This window comes from Flavobacterium sp. (assembly GCF_044376915.1).
Lineage (GTDB): Bacteria > Bacteroidota > Bacteroidia > Flavobacteriales > Flavobacteriaceae > Flavobacterium.
In genome coordinates this window covers 17027-31692 of sequence record NZ_JBILKB010000015.1, presented here as the reverse complement: position 1 = coordinate 31692, position 14666 = coordinate 17027, and the positions used below count along the sequence as shown (strand labels likewise).

The 14666-nt window shown below is 35.2% G+C and carries 12 protein-coding genes; 6 read left to right on the top strand and 6 right to left on the bottom strand.

Annotated features, from left to right (window positions below; all coding sequences use genetic code 11):
• Positions 1-1829: zinc-dependent metalloprotease (locus ACIQ6Z_RS02995; protein ID WP_396209453.1), on the top strand; the 1829-nt coding region annotated here is incomplete at its 5' end.
• 212 nt (positions 1830-2041) lie between these two features.
• On the opposite strand, the gene dnaK is transcribed toward ACIQ6Z_RS02995, so the two are convergent.
• On the bottom strand, positions 2042-3928 hold the full coding sequence (gene dnaK, locus ACIQ6Z_RS02990) for a molecular chaperone DnaK (RefSeq protein WP_396209452.1): 1887 nt from the start codon (positions 3926-3928) through the stop codon (positions 2042-2044).
• A 136-nt stretch (positions 3929-4064) separates the two neighbouring features.
• Positions 4065-4664 carry a hypothetical protein gene (locus ACIQ6Z_RS02985; RefSeq protein WP_396209451.1) on the bottom strand — a complete coding sequence of 200 codons (600 nt, stop codon included), beginning with the start codon at positions 4662-4664 and terminating at the stop codon, positions 4065-4067.
• A 116-nt stretch (positions 4665-4780) separates the two neighbouring features.
• Here ACIQ6Z_RS02985 and ACIQ6Z_RS02980 point away from each other — a divergent pair, with 116 nt between their 5' ends.
• A complete protein-coding gene (locus tag ACIQ6Z_RS02980; RefSeq protein WP_396209450.1) occupies positions 4781-6196 on the top strand; it encodes an L-serine ammonia-lyase in 1416 nt (471 codons plus the stop codon).
• A 3-nt stretch (positions 6197-6199) separates the two neighbouring features.
• Here the strand turns inward: ACIQ6Z_RS02980 and ACIQ6Z_RS02975 are convergent, their stop codons facing one another.
• The 3 genes from ACIQ6Z_RS02975 to ACIQ6Z_RS02965 all read right to left on the bottom strand — a co-directional run bounded on the left by ACIQ6Z_RS02975 (position 6200) and on the right by ACIQ6Z_RS02965 (position 9809).
• Positions 6200-7261: an outer membrane beta-barrel protein gene (locus tag ACIQ6Z_RS02975; RefSeq protein ID WP_396209449.1), complete on the bottom strand. Its 1062-nt coding sequence runs from the start codon at positions 7259-7261 to the stop codon at positions 6200-6202.
• A complete protein-coding gene (locus ACIQ6Z_RS02970; protein WP_396209447.1) occupies positions 7251-9209 on the bottom strand; it encodes a KUP/HAK/KT family potassium transporter in 1959 nt (652 codons plus the stop codon). The genes ACIQ6Z_RS02975 and ACIQ6Z_RS02970 overlap by 11 nt, the downstream gene beginning before the upstream one ends.
• Positions 9210-9374: 165 nt before the next feature.
• Positions 9375-9809 carry a nuclear transport factor 2 family protein gene (locus ACIQ6Z_RS02965; protein ID WP_396209446.1) on the bottom strand — a complete coding sequence of 145 codons (435 nt, stop codon included), beginning with the start codon at positions 9807-9809 and terminating at the stop codon, positions 9375-9377.
• A 59-nt stretch (positions 9810-9868) separates the two neighbouring features.
• On the opposite strand from ACIQ6Z_RS02965, the gene panB reads away from it, so the two are divergent.
• From panB to ACIQ6Z_RS02945, 4 genes are all read left to right on the top strand, one after another.
• On the top strand, positions 9869-10687 hold the full coding sequence (gene panB, locus ACIQ6Z_RS02960; protein ID WP_396196348.1) for a 3-methyl-2-oxobutanoate hydroxymethyltransferase: 819 nt from the start codon (positions 9869-9871) through the stop codon (positions 10685-10687).
• A 39-nt stretch (positions 10688-10726) separates the two neighbouring features.
• Positions 10727-11422 (top strand): RluA family pseudouridine synthase, encoded by a 696-nt coding sequence (locus tag ACIQ6Z_RS02955; RefSeq protein WP_396209445.1) that lies wholly within the window; start codon positions 10727-10729, stop codon positions 11420-11422.
• 11 nt (positions 11423-11433) lie between these two features.
• The gene (locus tag ACIQ6Z_RS02950) at positions 11434-12198 is read left to right on the top strand and encodes a hypothetical protein (RefSeq protein WP_396209444.1); all 765 of its coding nucleotides are present in this window, start codon (positions 11434-11436) and stop codon (positions 12196-12198) included.
• 184 nt (positions 12199-12382) lie between these two features.
• On the top strand, positions 12383-13738 hold the full coding sequence (locus tag ACIQ6Z_RS02945) for a hydroxymethylglutaryl-CoA synthase family protein (RefSeq protein ID WP_396209443.1): 1356 nt from the start codon (positions 12383-12385) through the stop codon (positions 13736-13738).
• On the opposite strand, the gene ACIQ6Z_RS02940 is transcribed toward ACIQ6Z_RS02945, so the two are convergent.
• Positions 13739-14656, bottom strand: a complete 918-nt coding sequence (locus tag ACIQ6Z_RS02940) for an alpha/beta hydrolase (RefSeq protein WP_396209442.1) — start codon at positions 14654-14656, stop codon at positions 13739-13741.
• Positions 14657-14666 lie beyond the last annotated feature (10 nt).

Sequence of the window (14666 nt, the reverse complement as noted above, 5' to 3'; positions counted from 1 at the left end):
AAATTTCAAGAACCCCAACACCTAAGGTTGGCGTTGACTTTCCTGCTGGTTTAGATGCTGGTGTAGTAACTATGGAAATAAACACTTCATTTATTTTACTTCCAGAAAACCCAATGCGAAAAAGAGCTTTTGATAAAAGAGTAGGTTATTTTGCAAATGGATATGATGTTTTTGAAGAGAATTCACAGAAAGCAGAGACTGAAATTTTTGCGGTAAGATGGCGTTTAGAACCCAAAAACCAAGAAGATGCCGAAAAACAAAAAAGAGGCGAACTAATTGAACCAAAAAAACCAATCGTTTATTATTTAGATCCTGCTACTCCTGACAAATGGAAACCATTTATCAAACAAGGTATTGATGATTGGCAAGCAGCTTTTGAGTTTGCAGGATGGAAAAATGCCATTCGTGGTGAATATTGGCCGGAGAATGATCCGACTATGAGTTTAGAAGATGCTCGATTTTCGGTATTGCGCTATTTTGCAGCTGAAATCCAAAACGCATACGGTCCAAATGTGCATGACCCACGAACAGGAGAAATTATGGAAAGTCACATCGGCTGGTACCACAACATTATGAGTTTGTTACGCGATTGGTATTTAATCCAAACCGCTGCTGTGGATCCTCAAGCTAGAAATAAAAAATTTGACGATAAATTGATGGGCGAATTAATTCGATTCGTTGCTGCTCATGAAGTAGGACACACGTTAGGTCTACGTCACAACATGGGAGCTAGTAATGCAACTCCAGTAGAAATGTTAAGAAATGCAGATTTTCAAAAGAAAAACGGACATACCTCTTCGATTATGGATTATGCACGTTTCAACTATGTAGCTCAACCAGAAGATAATGTTAAAGATTTGTTTCCAAGAATTGGAGATTATGACAAATGGGCTATCAAATGGGGTTACTCTTATTTCAATGGGGCCAAAGATGATAAAGAAGAAAAAGTCTTATTAAATGAAATGACCAAAGATGCCTATAAAAATCGTCGTTTATGGTTTGGAACAGAGACCAATCCGTATGATCCTAGATACCAAACAGAAGATCTTGGCGATAATGCTATGAAAGCTTCAAACTATGGAATTAAGAATTTAAAACGAATTCTGCCAAATTTAATTGAATGGAGCAAAGAGAGCGGTGAAGATTATGAAGAATTGAATGGTTTATACAACTCTTTAACCGGACAATTTAGACGCTACATGGGGCATGTTACAAAAAATGTTGGTGGAATATATGAAACACCAAAAACCTATGACATGGATGGCAATATCTATGAAGTAGTACCTTCATCACTACAAAAAGAGGCGGTTACTTTTTTAAATGAGCAATTGTTTAATACACCAAAATGGTTGTTGAACCAAAATATATTAGCTAAAATCAAACCTGAGAACGGTGTTGAAGCGATAAAATCAATTCAAGATGGTACGCTTTCCAGTTTATTAGCGGGAGATCGATTGGTACGCTTGTTAGAAACTTCTACACAACAAAAAAATAATTATTCAGTGGATGAATTAATGAGTGATTTACGAAGAGGTATTTTTTCTGAAATAAGAACGAATGCTCCAATCGATATTTACCGTAGAAATTTACAAAAACTGTATGTTTCTAAATTAATTGAAACCATGGCTACCGATAAAAACAATACTACATCTTTTAATGGTAGAAGAATTGTATTAGTAGACACGGATATTCCATCCATTGCTCGAGGTCAGTTGAATGAATTGAAAAGCCAATTAAGAATTGCAGCTATCAATACACCTGATCGTTTGACAAGATTCCACCTTAATGATTTAGTGGCTCGTATTGAAAACGCCATGAAACCAAAATAAGTAGTTTTAGTATTCATAAAAAGGGGAAAGTGTAACCACTCTCCCCTTTTTTGTATGATTTATGTGATTGGAAAGCCAGCTAAATCAATTATATTTAAAGATTATTTGCTGATGAACTTCACTTAACGCAAGTTGCAAATTACTTAAAAATAAAAAAACCGAATCAAAATTTGATTCGGTTTTTTATTGCATAGTGTTTGATAGCTACTGCATTATTTCACTTCTTCGAAATCTACATCTTGAGTTTGATCTCCCGAAGCATTTTCTTGAGGCTCCGCTTGTGCAGCACCACCTTGCTCTTGTGATTTATACATTTCTTCTGTAGCTGTTTTCCAAGCTGCATTAACGTTGTCTAAACCTTTTTGAATGGCTTCTAAATCTTGATTTTCGTGAGCCATTTTTAACTCAGTCAAAGCATACTCGATAGCTGTTTTGTGATCAGCAGTTAATTTATCTCCAATTTCTTTCAATTGACTTTCTGTTTGGAAAATCATCGAATCAGCTTCATTGATTTTCTCTACTTTTTCTTTGGTTAATTTGTCAGCTTCTGCATTCAATTCAGCATCTTTTTTCATTCTTTCAATCTCCTCTGGAGTCAATCCTGAAGAAGCTTCTATACGAATATCATGCGATTTACCTGTTCCTTTATCTGTAGCGGATACTTTGATAATACCATTAGCATCGATATCAAAGGTTACTTCAATTTGAGGAACGCCTCTTGGTGCTGGCGGAATACCATCTAAATGGAATCTACCGATCGTTTTATTATCATTTGCCATTGGTCGTTCTCCTTGTAAAACATGGATTTCTACCGATGGTTGATTATCTGCAGCCGTTGAGAAAACTTGTGATTTTCTTGTTGGAATAGTAGTGTTAGACTCAATTAATTTTGTCATTACACTTCCCATTGTTTCAATACCTAAAGAAAGTGGTGTAACGTCTAATAACAATACGTCTTTTACTTCCCCAGTTAAAACACCACCTTGGATAGCAGCTCCAATAGCTACTACTTCATCAGGATTAACTCCTTTTGATGGTTTTTTGTTGAAGAATTTCTCTACCTGCTCTTGAATTACTGGAATACGAGTTGAACCTCCTACTAAGATTACTTCGTCAATATCAGAAACTGATAAACCAGCGTCTTTTAACGCTTTAGCTACAGGTTCCATAGAACGCTTCACTAATGTTTCCGCTAATTGCTCAAATTTCGCTCTTGTTAACGTTTGCACCAAGTGTTTTGGTCCAGAAGCTGTAGCTGTTACGTATGGTAAGTTGATTTCCGTTTGAGCAGAAGCTGATAATTCAATTTTAGCTTTCTCAGCTGCTTCTTTTAAACGTTGCAACGCCATTGGATCTTTACGTAAATCAACTCCTTCTGCAGCATTGAAATCGTTTGCCAACCAATCGATAATTACTTGGTCAAAATCATCTCCTCCTAAATGTGTATCTCCATTTGTAGATAAAACTTCAAAAACACCGTCTCCTAATTCTAAGATTGAGATATCAAATGTACCTCCACCCAAATCATATACAGCAATTTTTTGGTCTTTACCTTGTTTGTCTAATCCATAAGCTAATGCAGCCGCAGTTGGCTCGTTAATGATACGCATTACTTTTAAACCTGCAATCTCACCTGCTTCTTTCGTAGCTTGGCGTTGTGCATCATTAAAGTAAGCTGGAACAGTAATAACTGCTTCAGAAACTGAATGACCTAAATAGTCCTCAGCTGTTTTCTTCATTTTTTGAAGCGTCATTGCAGACAATTCCTGAGGTGTGTATAAACGACCATCGATATCTACACGAGGTGTATCGTTGTCTCCTTTAACCACTTTGTAAGCAACCGTAGAAGCTTCTTTTGCACTTTCGGTATACTTGTTTCCCATAAAACGTTTTACCGAAGCAATCGTTTTGGTAGGATTAGTTACTGCTTGTCTTTTTGCCGGATCTCCAACTTTAATTTCACCACCATCAACAAAAGCGATTACAGACGGTGTCGTTCTTTTTCCTTCTGCGTTTGCAATTACAACAGGTTCTCCACCTTCCATTACAGCCACACAAGAGTTGGTTGTTCCTAAGTCGATTCCAATAATTTTACTCATTTCTATACTTGTTAAATTTTAAATTTCAATTTTAAACTCATGCAGTCTATTTCAAGGATTGTGCCACTACAAAAAATAGGGAAAATTGACAGAAAACTGCATTTGTCAGGTTTAAAAAACTGACAACATGACAGAATTATTTAGTTTTTTTATAATTTCTTTTCAGATAAAACAAAAAATAAATCTGATGCATTACCAAAAGATAAAATCCATATTTAATTTGCATATAAGTTTCAAAAGTTGATTGTAATATAAAGCATAACAAACCAATAAATAAGAAAATTATATTAGCAATTATAAGTTTTTTTAACTTATTTATTTTTTCGAAAAAGCTTAAAAAAACAATGAATATTTGATTTAATACCAACAATGAAATCATAAAAGTTTGCAAATAAATTAATAGGTCTTTTTTACTAAAAGTTTCATTTTTAAACAATAAATCTATATTAAAATCATAAAACAATTTTGTGTATTCAAATGCATTTGTAGATTCACTGGAATCAAAAATTTTGAAAAAATCAGCTACTTTTTCATGTTTTGAAACTCCTTTATAGACATCTTCTGAACTTTGAACGGAAATTGAATCAGTTGATTCTTTAAATTCAGATACTTTTATATCAATTGCGGATTCTTCAACGGAAACTTCTTTCATAACTCCAACACATTGTTGAAACATGGGAGCAAAAAGTAGTAAAAATCCTAAAATGCTTAATAATCTAATTATTTGTTTTTTCATTTCTATTGTTTTGCTTATAATAACAAATTCCGTTCCCTTTTTTATTAAATTAACAAAATCAGTGGTTGTTTTGACAAATTCCTAATTATATTTGTAATTATTAATAGTTGAGTTGTATGGAATGTATTTCTGTTTTTGATATGTTAAAGATTGGGGTTGGACCTTCAAGTTCACACACCTTAGGACCTTGGCGTGCTGCTGAACAATTTTTAAAAGAGGTAAGAACTCGAAACTTAATTGATAACATAATTAGTGTTAAAGTAGATTTATACGGTTCTTTATCATTAACTGGAAAAGGACATGCCACAGATTTAGCCATAATGCTTGGTTTGAGTGGCGCAGACCCTGAGTACATTCCCGTTGAAAGCATTGATGTGATCATTTCAGCTATTAAAAATAAAAAAGAAATTTTCCTTGGGAATGAAATTTTAATTCCGTTTTGTTTTGAAACGGATATCGTTTTCAACCGGAATTTTTTGCCTTTTCACGCCAACGGATTAACATTTACGGCAACTACGGATGCTGAGACGTTTTCAGAAACGTATTATTCAATTGGCGGTGGTTTTGTAGTCAAAGAGCAAGAAAACCATCATAAAGAAGAACTGCTACATACTTTTCCTTTTCCAACGGAAAAAGCCGATGAATTATTAAATTACTGTCGTTCTGAAAATAAAAAAATATCTGAGATTGTTTTTGAAAACGAAAAAACAATGCGAAGTGAAACAGAAATTAACGACGGGTTACTTCGTATTTGGGATACCATGCTAGAGTGCATGTACATTGGTTGCCATTCGGAAGGGATTTTGCCTGGAGGATTAAATGTAAAACGAAGAGCTTATGATATGCATAAAAATCTCATTGGTGTATTGCCCTATGAAGATCCGTATTCCTGGCTTCAAATCATTCGACAAACCGAGGTGAAATTTCGACAAATTTTAAAATGGGTGAGCTGTTTTGCTTTAGCCGTAAATGAAGTAAATGCTTCTTTAGGTCGGGTAGTTACTGCGCCAACCAATGGAAGTGCTGGTGTTATTCCAGCGGTATTGATGTATTATTTGGTGATCGAAAACCATGAAGCAGGCGAAAAAGAAATCAAACAATTTTTATTAGTGGCGGGAGAAATAGGCGCCATCTTTAAAAAGGGTGCTACCATTTCTGCTGCGATGGGAGGTTGCCAAGCAGAAATTGGGGTATCTAGTGCCATGGCTGCTGCTGCTTTGTGTGAATTAATGGGCGGAACACCTGCACAAGTTGCGATGGCTGCAGAAATTGCGATGGAGCATCATTTGGGGCTGACTTGCGATCCTATTGGCGGATTGGTTCAAATTCCGTGTATAGAACGTAATACTATGGGAGCTATCAAAGCCATTAATGCCGCCGAACTCGCTTTAGAAACGGATGCGTTGCATGCTAAAGTACCCTTAGATAAAGTAATTGATACCATGTGGCAAACAGCCAAAGACATGAACGCAAAATATAAAGAAACCTCAGAAGGCGGATTGGCTGTAGCCGTTAATATGTCGGATTGTTAACGGTTAATTAAATTCAAAACTCAGACTCGTTGTTATTGAAAAATTATCCTTAGTATTATCATAAAACAATGGTTCTTTCGCAGCTAAATATCGCGCTTCTACTCTAAATTTGGCTTTCGTATTGAATAAATAATCAAAATTAATTGAATACCCATAAGTACTAAATGGATTAGTATGGGCAATAATTACGTTATGTTTATCTTGATAATATTCTAACCTTGCAGCTGTTTGCCATTTTGAACTGATGGTGTATTGGGTAATTAATACTGGACTCCACCAATTTACATACGATTCCTTTAATGCATTACGCTTTTGAAGACCAAAATCAAATCCTAAAATGGTACGCCATTTTGAATCCCAAGTTGCATCCCAGTAAAAATTACTAAAATATCGCATCCCGAATGCACCGTTATAATTTTCTTTTCCAACAAATGTACTCCAATTCAACAAAGAGTTTTCGGAAGGCTTAAATACAATTTGAGTTCCAAATGAGGGAGGAATCGAATTATTTGGCTTGGCAATACGTTGCCAACCGTTTGTAATCAACCCTGAAAATAACCATTGTTTTGATACATTGTAATTGTATTTCAAACCTGTCATGAAATAAGGGGAATTCTCTGCAAGAATCGATCGAGTCAAGGTCAAATTAGTTCCCGTTATCGCCGATTCAAATCCGATATAGCTTGAAAATATACCCATTTCCAGAGTATGCTTTTTCGCAGTATCCAAGTAAAAGCCTAAAAAAGCTTCGTTAATATTTTTTATTCGTTCATTACTGTAATTATCATCTACATATGTACCCGCCTGAAAGGAAAGCTTTGCATATATATTTTCATACGTAATAACCCCTCTAAATAATGCAATATTGATATTAAACTCGTTGTGTCGGTTGTGATTGTAAAAAAAGAATTGTTTGGTTAATTGCGTTGAGTTATTGAAATCATAAGCATAATAGCCATCCATATAACCCGAAAAATCAACGTTTACTTTATTGTTTGTAAGCGTATCCTGGCCCCAACAAAAACATGAAATAAATACAAAAAGTAGTATTCGATTATTCCCCATTTTTAATATGAAGTTTTCGCTTCAGAATTAAGTCGGTCACTGGATGGAAAATCAAAGGTATTTCTTCAACAACTACATCACTTTTATCGAGACCAAATGCTTTTTCATCGGAAACACCCAATCCTTTTAAACTAAAATAGCTGTTCAATAAGAATCCTTCTTTGAATGCAAATTCGTTTTCAAAAGAAATAAATTTCTCCAATACCACAAATTTAAAATCGGGTTCGGCATTGTATTTAGAAGATCCATCAGGTCTAATGTGTAGATCCAACTCTTTATTTTCTACTAAGTCTTTTATAATATTTTTAAAATACAATTCTACTTTAGGCTGCACTCTAAAACCTGCATTAATGTTTACTTTAATTACTTTGTCATTGATCAATTCAATTACTTCATAATCTAAGGTAAAAGGCTCTTCCGTTCTGTTGATGTGTAAAAACCAATATACATCTGCACGCTTGGGTTTTTTGGCAAAAATAGATTTCATGATCTTCTCTTCTATTTCCGAAATTTTATCGGCTTTTGTAAGATACACCAAATGGGTAGCGTATTTTGTATAGGTAGTATCATTAGATAAGTCAACCAATAAGTCTCTGTAATTGCTTAAAGGTACATATTTGGTAAATTTATTGTTCAATTGTCTTCCAAAGAAAATAATGTACATGACTATAAAAAACAAGCCCGAAATAATTAACGTAACAAAACCGCCTTCTGGGAATTTTTTCATATTGGCGATAAAGAATGAAATTTCAATAAAAGCAAAAAGTAAAAAAATGACCCAAATAATGTATTTATTGAAACGCAAACGATAATACAAGTAATACATTAACAATAATGTCGTCATCATCATGGCAAGCGTAATTGCTAAACCGTATGCGGCTTCCATATGCTCCGAATTTTTGAAGTATAAAATCATCCCTACACATCCTGCCCAAAGAATTAAATTAACAGAAGGAATATAAATTTGCCCCTTATTATTCGTTGGGTTTTTCAACGTAACTCGAGGCCAAAAGTTCAAGGAAATCGCCTCATTGATTAACGTAAACGAACCACTGATTAAGGCTTGAGAAGCAATAATTGCCGCCATAGTAGCAATCGCAATTCCGAAAAGCAAGAACCAATCGGGCATTATTTTAAAGAATGGATTACGACCGGCTAAAAAATTATTTTGTTCCGACATCAACCACGCACCCTGACCTAAGTAGTTGGTTACCAAACAAATCTTAACCATTACCCACGTAATTCGGATGTTATTTTTACCACAATGTCCTAAATCGGAATACAAAGCTTCGGCACCCGTTGTACATAAAAACACTGCACCCAACAGCCAAAATCCATGCGGATACTCCACCAATAAACGGTAAGCATAAATGGGGTTCAACGCTTTTAATATTTCAGGATGGTTAATAATTTGAGAAAAACCTAATACAAACAACATGGAAAACCAAATCACCATGGCCGGCCCAAAAAAGAAGCCCACTTTTTGTGTGCCAAATCGTTGGAATAAGAAAATACCTGATAATATAGCAATAACAATCGGAATGGTTGGGATATCTGGAATAACTACTTCTAAACCTTCTACGGCTGAGGCAACGGAAATAGGTGGTGTAATAATTCCATCGGCCAATAAAGTCGCCGCACCTAAAATCGTTGGAATAACCAAACGTCCTTTTCCAAATCGCTTGACGAGGGCATACAACGAAAAAACGCCTCCTTCCCCATGGTTATCAGCGTTTAAAGTTAAAATTATGTATTTGAATGTAGTTTGAAAAGTCAAGGTCCAAAAAACACATGAAATTCCTCCATAAACTAATAATTCAGATATAGCCCGTTTATCAACAATGGCTTTCATTACATACAAGGGACTCGTTCCGATGTCTCCATATATGATTCCTAAGGCTACTAATAAGGTGGCTGCTGTAACTTTTTGTGTCGTTGAATGTCCCATAAAATTGGAAAATAATTTGCAAACTGTTTGTCTAGAATACGCTCATATAAAAGCTCACAAAAGAAATTATTGAAATTAATTCTATGGAGTTGATACCAATTTTGTATTCAAATTTTCGACTGCAAATATACTGAGAGTTTAGATATTAAGTCTTTTTTTTGAAAATTATTTTTTTCGACGTGTATCAATCAAATGGATGATTTGCCATTTGCCGTTGTCGTTATACAATGTAAACGAATTGGCTCCCCTATGGCTAAATTTTTCATTAATATAAAATTCGTATGGGGTCCATACATGAGCTAAATTTCCATCGATTTCAACTTTGTATTGTAGTATTCGCTCTTCAAATTTCATATTTGCTGGAATACTAACAATCGATTTTAAAAAATCATCATAGGATTGATCCTCCAAAGTATTTCCTTCTTTTGTATTGGCGATGGTTTGTAAAATAATTTCGGAATGACACAGCACTTTTAATCCTAAAGTGTCTTTAGCATGAAAAGCTGTAAAAAAATCTTCTACTAATTTTTGGGGTTGATTTTCCTGTGCTAGAAGTGGCAGATTAAGGCTAATTAATAGTAGGAATAATAAATTCTTCATGAATTGATTTTTATTATACATTTTAAAAGTTATTTTTGTTACATCAAAAATAGCACAAAATGTCGACAGCAAAAAAAGATTACAAAAGGATTACTACAAAATCACTTATTGATATGAAAATGAATGGAGAAAAAATCTCCATGCTAACGGCCTATGATTTTACCATGGCTAAAATTGTTGATAGCGCTGGTGTCGATGTTATTCTAGTAGGCGATTCTGCGAGTAATGTTATGGCTGGACATGAAACCACACTTCCCATTACATTGGACCAAATGATTTATCATGCTTCCAGCGTTGTGAGAGCCTGTGAACGTGCATTAGTGGTAGTAGATTTGCCTTTTGGTAGCTATCAATCAGATCCAAAAGAAGCGTTGCGTTCTTCAATCCGAATCATGAAAGAAAGTGGTGGTCATGCTGTAAAATTGGAAGGTGGAAGCGAAATTGCGGCTTCCATTAAAAAAATATTAAACGCAGGTATCCCTGTTATGGGACACTTGGGCTTAACACCACAATCGATTTATAAATTTGGAACGTATACGGTTCGTGCTAAAGAAGATGCTGAAGCAGAAAAATTATTGGAAGATGCTAAAATGTTGGAAAAACTAGGTTGTTTTGCCTTGGTTTTAGAAAAAATACCGGCACATCTTGCCGAAAAAGTGGCACAAAGCATTTCAATTCCTGTAATCGGAATTGGGGCCGGAAGTGGTGTGGACGGTCAAGTATTGGTATTGCACGATATGATCGGAATGACCCACGAATTTAGTCCGCGTTTCTTGCGCCGTTATATGAATTTGTTTGAAGAAATGTCTTCAGCAATTGGACAATATGTATCCGATGTAAAATCGAAAGATTTTCCAAATGCCAACGAGCAATATTAAATTAACAACTCCTTAATAGCGACTGAAAAATAGGATATTTTGGCAGAAAAAATTGTTTCCAATTCCACAAATTTAGACATCATTTACGAAGACAATCACCTGATTGTCATCAACAAACGTGTGGGAGATATCGTTCAAGGCGATAGTACTGGCGACAAACCGCTTTCGGATGTTGTAAAAGAATACCTCAAGAAAAAATACGATAAGCCGGGTGATGTATACTTGGGTGTGGTGCATCGTTTAGACCGACCCACAACCGGAATTGTTCTATTTGCTAAAACATCAAAAGCCTTATCCCGTTTGAATGAAGCTTTTAAAAACAGAGCTACTCAAAAAACGTATTGGGCTGTAATTAAAAACTTACCCCCAAAAGAAAAAGATACCCTAGTTCATTTTTTAAAACGTAATCCAAAAAACAACACTTCCAAAGCGCATAGCAAAGAAGTACCCGAAAGTAAACAAGCCAGTTTATCGTATGACGTAATAAAAAAATTGGACCACTATTTTGTTTTGGAGATTGACCTCCACACGGGGCGACACCATCAAATTAGAGCCCAACTTCAAGCCATTGGCTGTCCCATTAAAGGCGATTTAAAATATGGCTTTGACCGAAGCAACCCTAATGGAGGAATCCATTTGCACGCACGAAAATTAATGCTCACACATCCTGTTTCTAAAGAAATACATACTTTTATCGCAAAACCTCCCAAAGATTCCGTTTGGGATGCACTATAAATTCAACTGTCATGAAAAACACCATTGATCAAAAAGCAAGAGAAGGCTATGCCTTAGAACTAGGAAAACTAATCGATGATAGTTTTGCCACCTTTAAAAAAACTTTTTTAGTATCGGGATTAGGAATGCTCATTGTTTCCGCAATTATGGTGCTATTTTATATCGGGCTCATGGGATCCTTTTTTGGATTTTCGAACCTTTCAAAAACAGTATTATCGATAGAAACGCTAGCGAAAGAACCTAATTTTATTATAGGGAGCGGAATTGTTTCTATGTTTGTAAGTGCTTTGTTTGCCCCGTTTACTGCAGGATTTATACATTTAAATCATTTGGCACAGACCCAAAAATCATTTAGTATCGATAATCTATTTGACTTTTACAAAGAACCGTATTACAAACAAATTTTTCTCAGTTATTTAATAATTGGTGGAATAACGGCGCTTTTTACTACGATGCTCAGCCTATTTGGCTATGAAAAAATAAACACATTCGTGCAAATCATCTTTAGTTTGGCAACAATATTCACAATCCCATTAATAATATATGGTAAACTCGACTATACAGAAGCACTATCAAAAAGTGTTCAATTGTATGCAAAACAACCCCTAATTATTTTAGTTGCTATGCTGATTGCCGTTATTGGAATGCTCTTGGGTATTTTTATTTTGTGTATCGGAATTATTTTTACCGTACCTTATTTATATGCGATGCACTATGCATTGTATGCACAAGCTATAGGATTTGAAAAAACAGCTCCAGAAAATCAAGAATTATAAGATATCGTAATTGCGCATTATAAGTAAATAAATAGAAATTCGTTAGGATATTTTTGTAGAATTGAAAATATAAGCCATGCCATTGCATAATTCGTAATTCTAAGGTCATTAACATTAATTTAAGGTAGGTTCGCACATTTATGAGCCTACCTTTTTTTAATTTTGACGACTAAAATCATATATAATGAAGGTTGGAATAGACGCCATTCAATTTGATGTTCCAAAATTGTATTTGCCCATACCCACACTGGCAGAAAATAGAAACATTGAAGCAGATAAACTCACTAAAGGTTTGGGTTTACAAAAGATGAGTATTTTGGATGTATCACAAGATGTAATTACCCTTGGAGCCAATGCCTTATTGAAATTAATCGAGCAAGAACAACTTCAATTGGACGAAATTGCCAAAATATATGTTGGCACAGAAAGTGGTGTAGACCATTCGAAACCTGTGGCTTCCTACATCTTAGAATTGATTGAAAGTAAATTGGGGACCAATGCGCTGCAAAATTGCGATGTAGTGGATTTAACCTTTGCTTGTATTGGTGCCGTAGATGCGATGCAAAGCTGTGCCGATTTTGTCCGATTGCACCCTACAAAAAAAGCGATTGTGATTGCGACTGATTTTGCAAAATATGATTTGAATTCAACCGGAGAATATACCCAGGGCGCGGGAGCTGTAGCAATGCTCATTACCGCCAACCCCAAAATTATTGCCTTATCAAAAGAAACAGGTGTGGCTACTTTGGGTGTTTTTGATTTTTTCAAACCCAAACAAATACTTCAAAAATCGGCTATTACAGGAAATGAGACCAATGAAAATTGGTTTGATGTGTTAGAAACCGAAATTACTCTCGTAAAAGACCAACCGGTTTTTGACGGACACTATTCCAACTTGTGTTACATAGATCGCATAACTGAAGCGTATCAACATTATAAAAAAGAGAGCCAACAAACAGATACACTTTTTAATGACTGGTCATTGATTTTCATGCACCTACCCTATTGCTATCAAGGGAGACGTACATTCATCGAAATATTTGCACAAGAAAATCAAGATTTATTAGCACAAGCAGCTGGTGAAAATGCCAAAGAAAAAATAAAAGCATTATCAAAATCCGAAGCGTATCTGGAACTGGTGACCGATAAAATTTTTCCCACCGAAATTGCTTCTGGGGCAGTAGGTAATATTTACACAGGATCTATTTTCTTAGGAATGTTGTCGGCATTGTATTATTCGGCAACAACTGACAAGAAGCTAAAATCAGAAAAAGTGGGGTTTATTGCTTATGGAAGTGGTTCCAAATCAAAAGTTTTTGAAGGCACACTGCAATCTACATGGGAATCACAAATTAGCAAAACCAGACTTTTTGAAGAATTAGAATTGCGCACCGCTATTGATTTTGAAACCTACGAAAAATTACATAAAAAAGAATTGAAAACGGCGGTATTAAAGCCACAAAACGAATTCATTTTAAGCGCTATTGAAACAGAAAATCCGGTTCGTAAAGGGGCTCGTTATTATAGTTTTATCAAATAATTACTTCCCAAATAAAAATTGAAACGGAATGTGTAAGCGTTTTTGCCAAGCCATTTCAGAATGATTTTCCCCTTCAAATTTTTGCGTCTTCCAATGTTGGGCATCAAATCCTTTCTGTTGCATAATTTGATCTACTTCTTTTTGCAAAGGTTCGTATAAGGCATCTAAAGTTGCCGTACCATAATCAAAATATAGTGTGTGGTTTTTAGTATCGGGTAATTTCATTTTTAAATATTGGTAAAACGCATTCGGAATGGGATTGTTTGCTACCTGAAAAATTCCCGGCCAATGCGTTGACAAACAGGCGGCACCTCCAAATACTTCTGGATACTCGCAAATGGCATACATCGAAATCAAACCTCCCATACTGCTCCCCGCAATAAAAGTATGCGCTTTGTCTGTAGCAACTGCATATTTTTTATCGATTACGGGTTTTAATTCTTGCACTATAAATTTCAAATAATTATCGGAGCTCACACGACCGTTAAACAGCTTTACTCCTGCTGATCGCTCTAAATTATAAATGGAATCTTGTTGCTTTTGGGTAAGCATTTCAAACGGTTTTTGCGGAAAATAATCAAAATGACGTGTTTCTCCACCATTCCAAATACCAACAACAATTACGTCTTGTATTTGTTGCGCTGTTTTCAATTTTGCCATCACTTCATCGACCTCCCATGCTTGTTTATTCCATGTTTGTTCGGCGTCGTATAACATTTGGCCGTCGTGCATGTAAAGCACCGCATATTTTTTTGATTCTGAATAATCCGATGGCAACAAAACATCAACATTTCGTTGAGTCACAAATTTTGAGGCAAAATTTTCAATACGTTCAACAGTACCCGAACTAACTTTAGGCAGTTCTTGTGCTAAGATCACTTGAGCAAAAAGTGCTACAATAAAATACGCTTTTTTCATGTTATAAATA

Bases quoted from the DNA above. Each gene is read 5' to 3' on its own strand.
- dnaK (WP_396209452.1), bottom strand. From the start codon at position 3,928: ATGAGTAAAATTATTGGAATCGACTTAGGAACAACCAACTCTTGTGTG.
- ACIQ6Z_RS02985 (WP_396209451.1), bottom strand. From the start codon at position 4,664: ATGAAAAAACAAATAATTAGATTATTAAGCATTTTAGGATTTTTACTA.
- ACIQ6Z_RS02980 (WP_396209450.1), top strand. From the start codon at position 4,781: ATGGAATGTATTTCTGTTTTTGATATGTTAAAGATTGGGGTTGGACCT.
- ACIQ6Z_RS02975 (WP_396209449.1), bottom strand. From the start codon at position 7,261: ATGGGGAATAATCGAATACTACTTTTTGTATTTATTTCATGTTTTTGT.
- ACIQ6Z_RS02970 (WP_396209447.1), bottom strand. From the start codon at position 9,209: ATGGGACATTCAACGACACAAAAAGTTACAGCAGCCACCTTATTAGTA.
- ACIQ6Z_RS02965 (WP_396209446.1), bottom strand. From the start codon at position 9,809: ATGAAGAATTTATTATTCCTACTATTAATTAGCCTTAATCTGCCACTT.
- panB (WP_396196348.1), top strand. From the start codon at position 9,869: ATGTCGACAGCAAAAAAAGATTACAAAAGGATTACTACAAAATCACTT.
- ACIQ6Z_RS02950 (WP_396209444.1), top strand. From the start codon at position 11,434: ATGAAAAACACCATTGATCAAAAAGCAAGAGAAGGCTATGCCTTAGAA.
- ACIQ6Z_RS02945 (WP_396209443.1), top strand. From the start codon at position 12,383: ATGAAGGTTGGAATAGACGCCATTCAATTTGATGTTCCAAAATTGTAT.
- ACIQ6Z_RS02940 (WP_396209442.1), bottom strand. From the start codon at position 14,656: ATGAAAAAAGCGTATTTTATTGTAGCACTTTTTGCTCAAGTGATCTTA.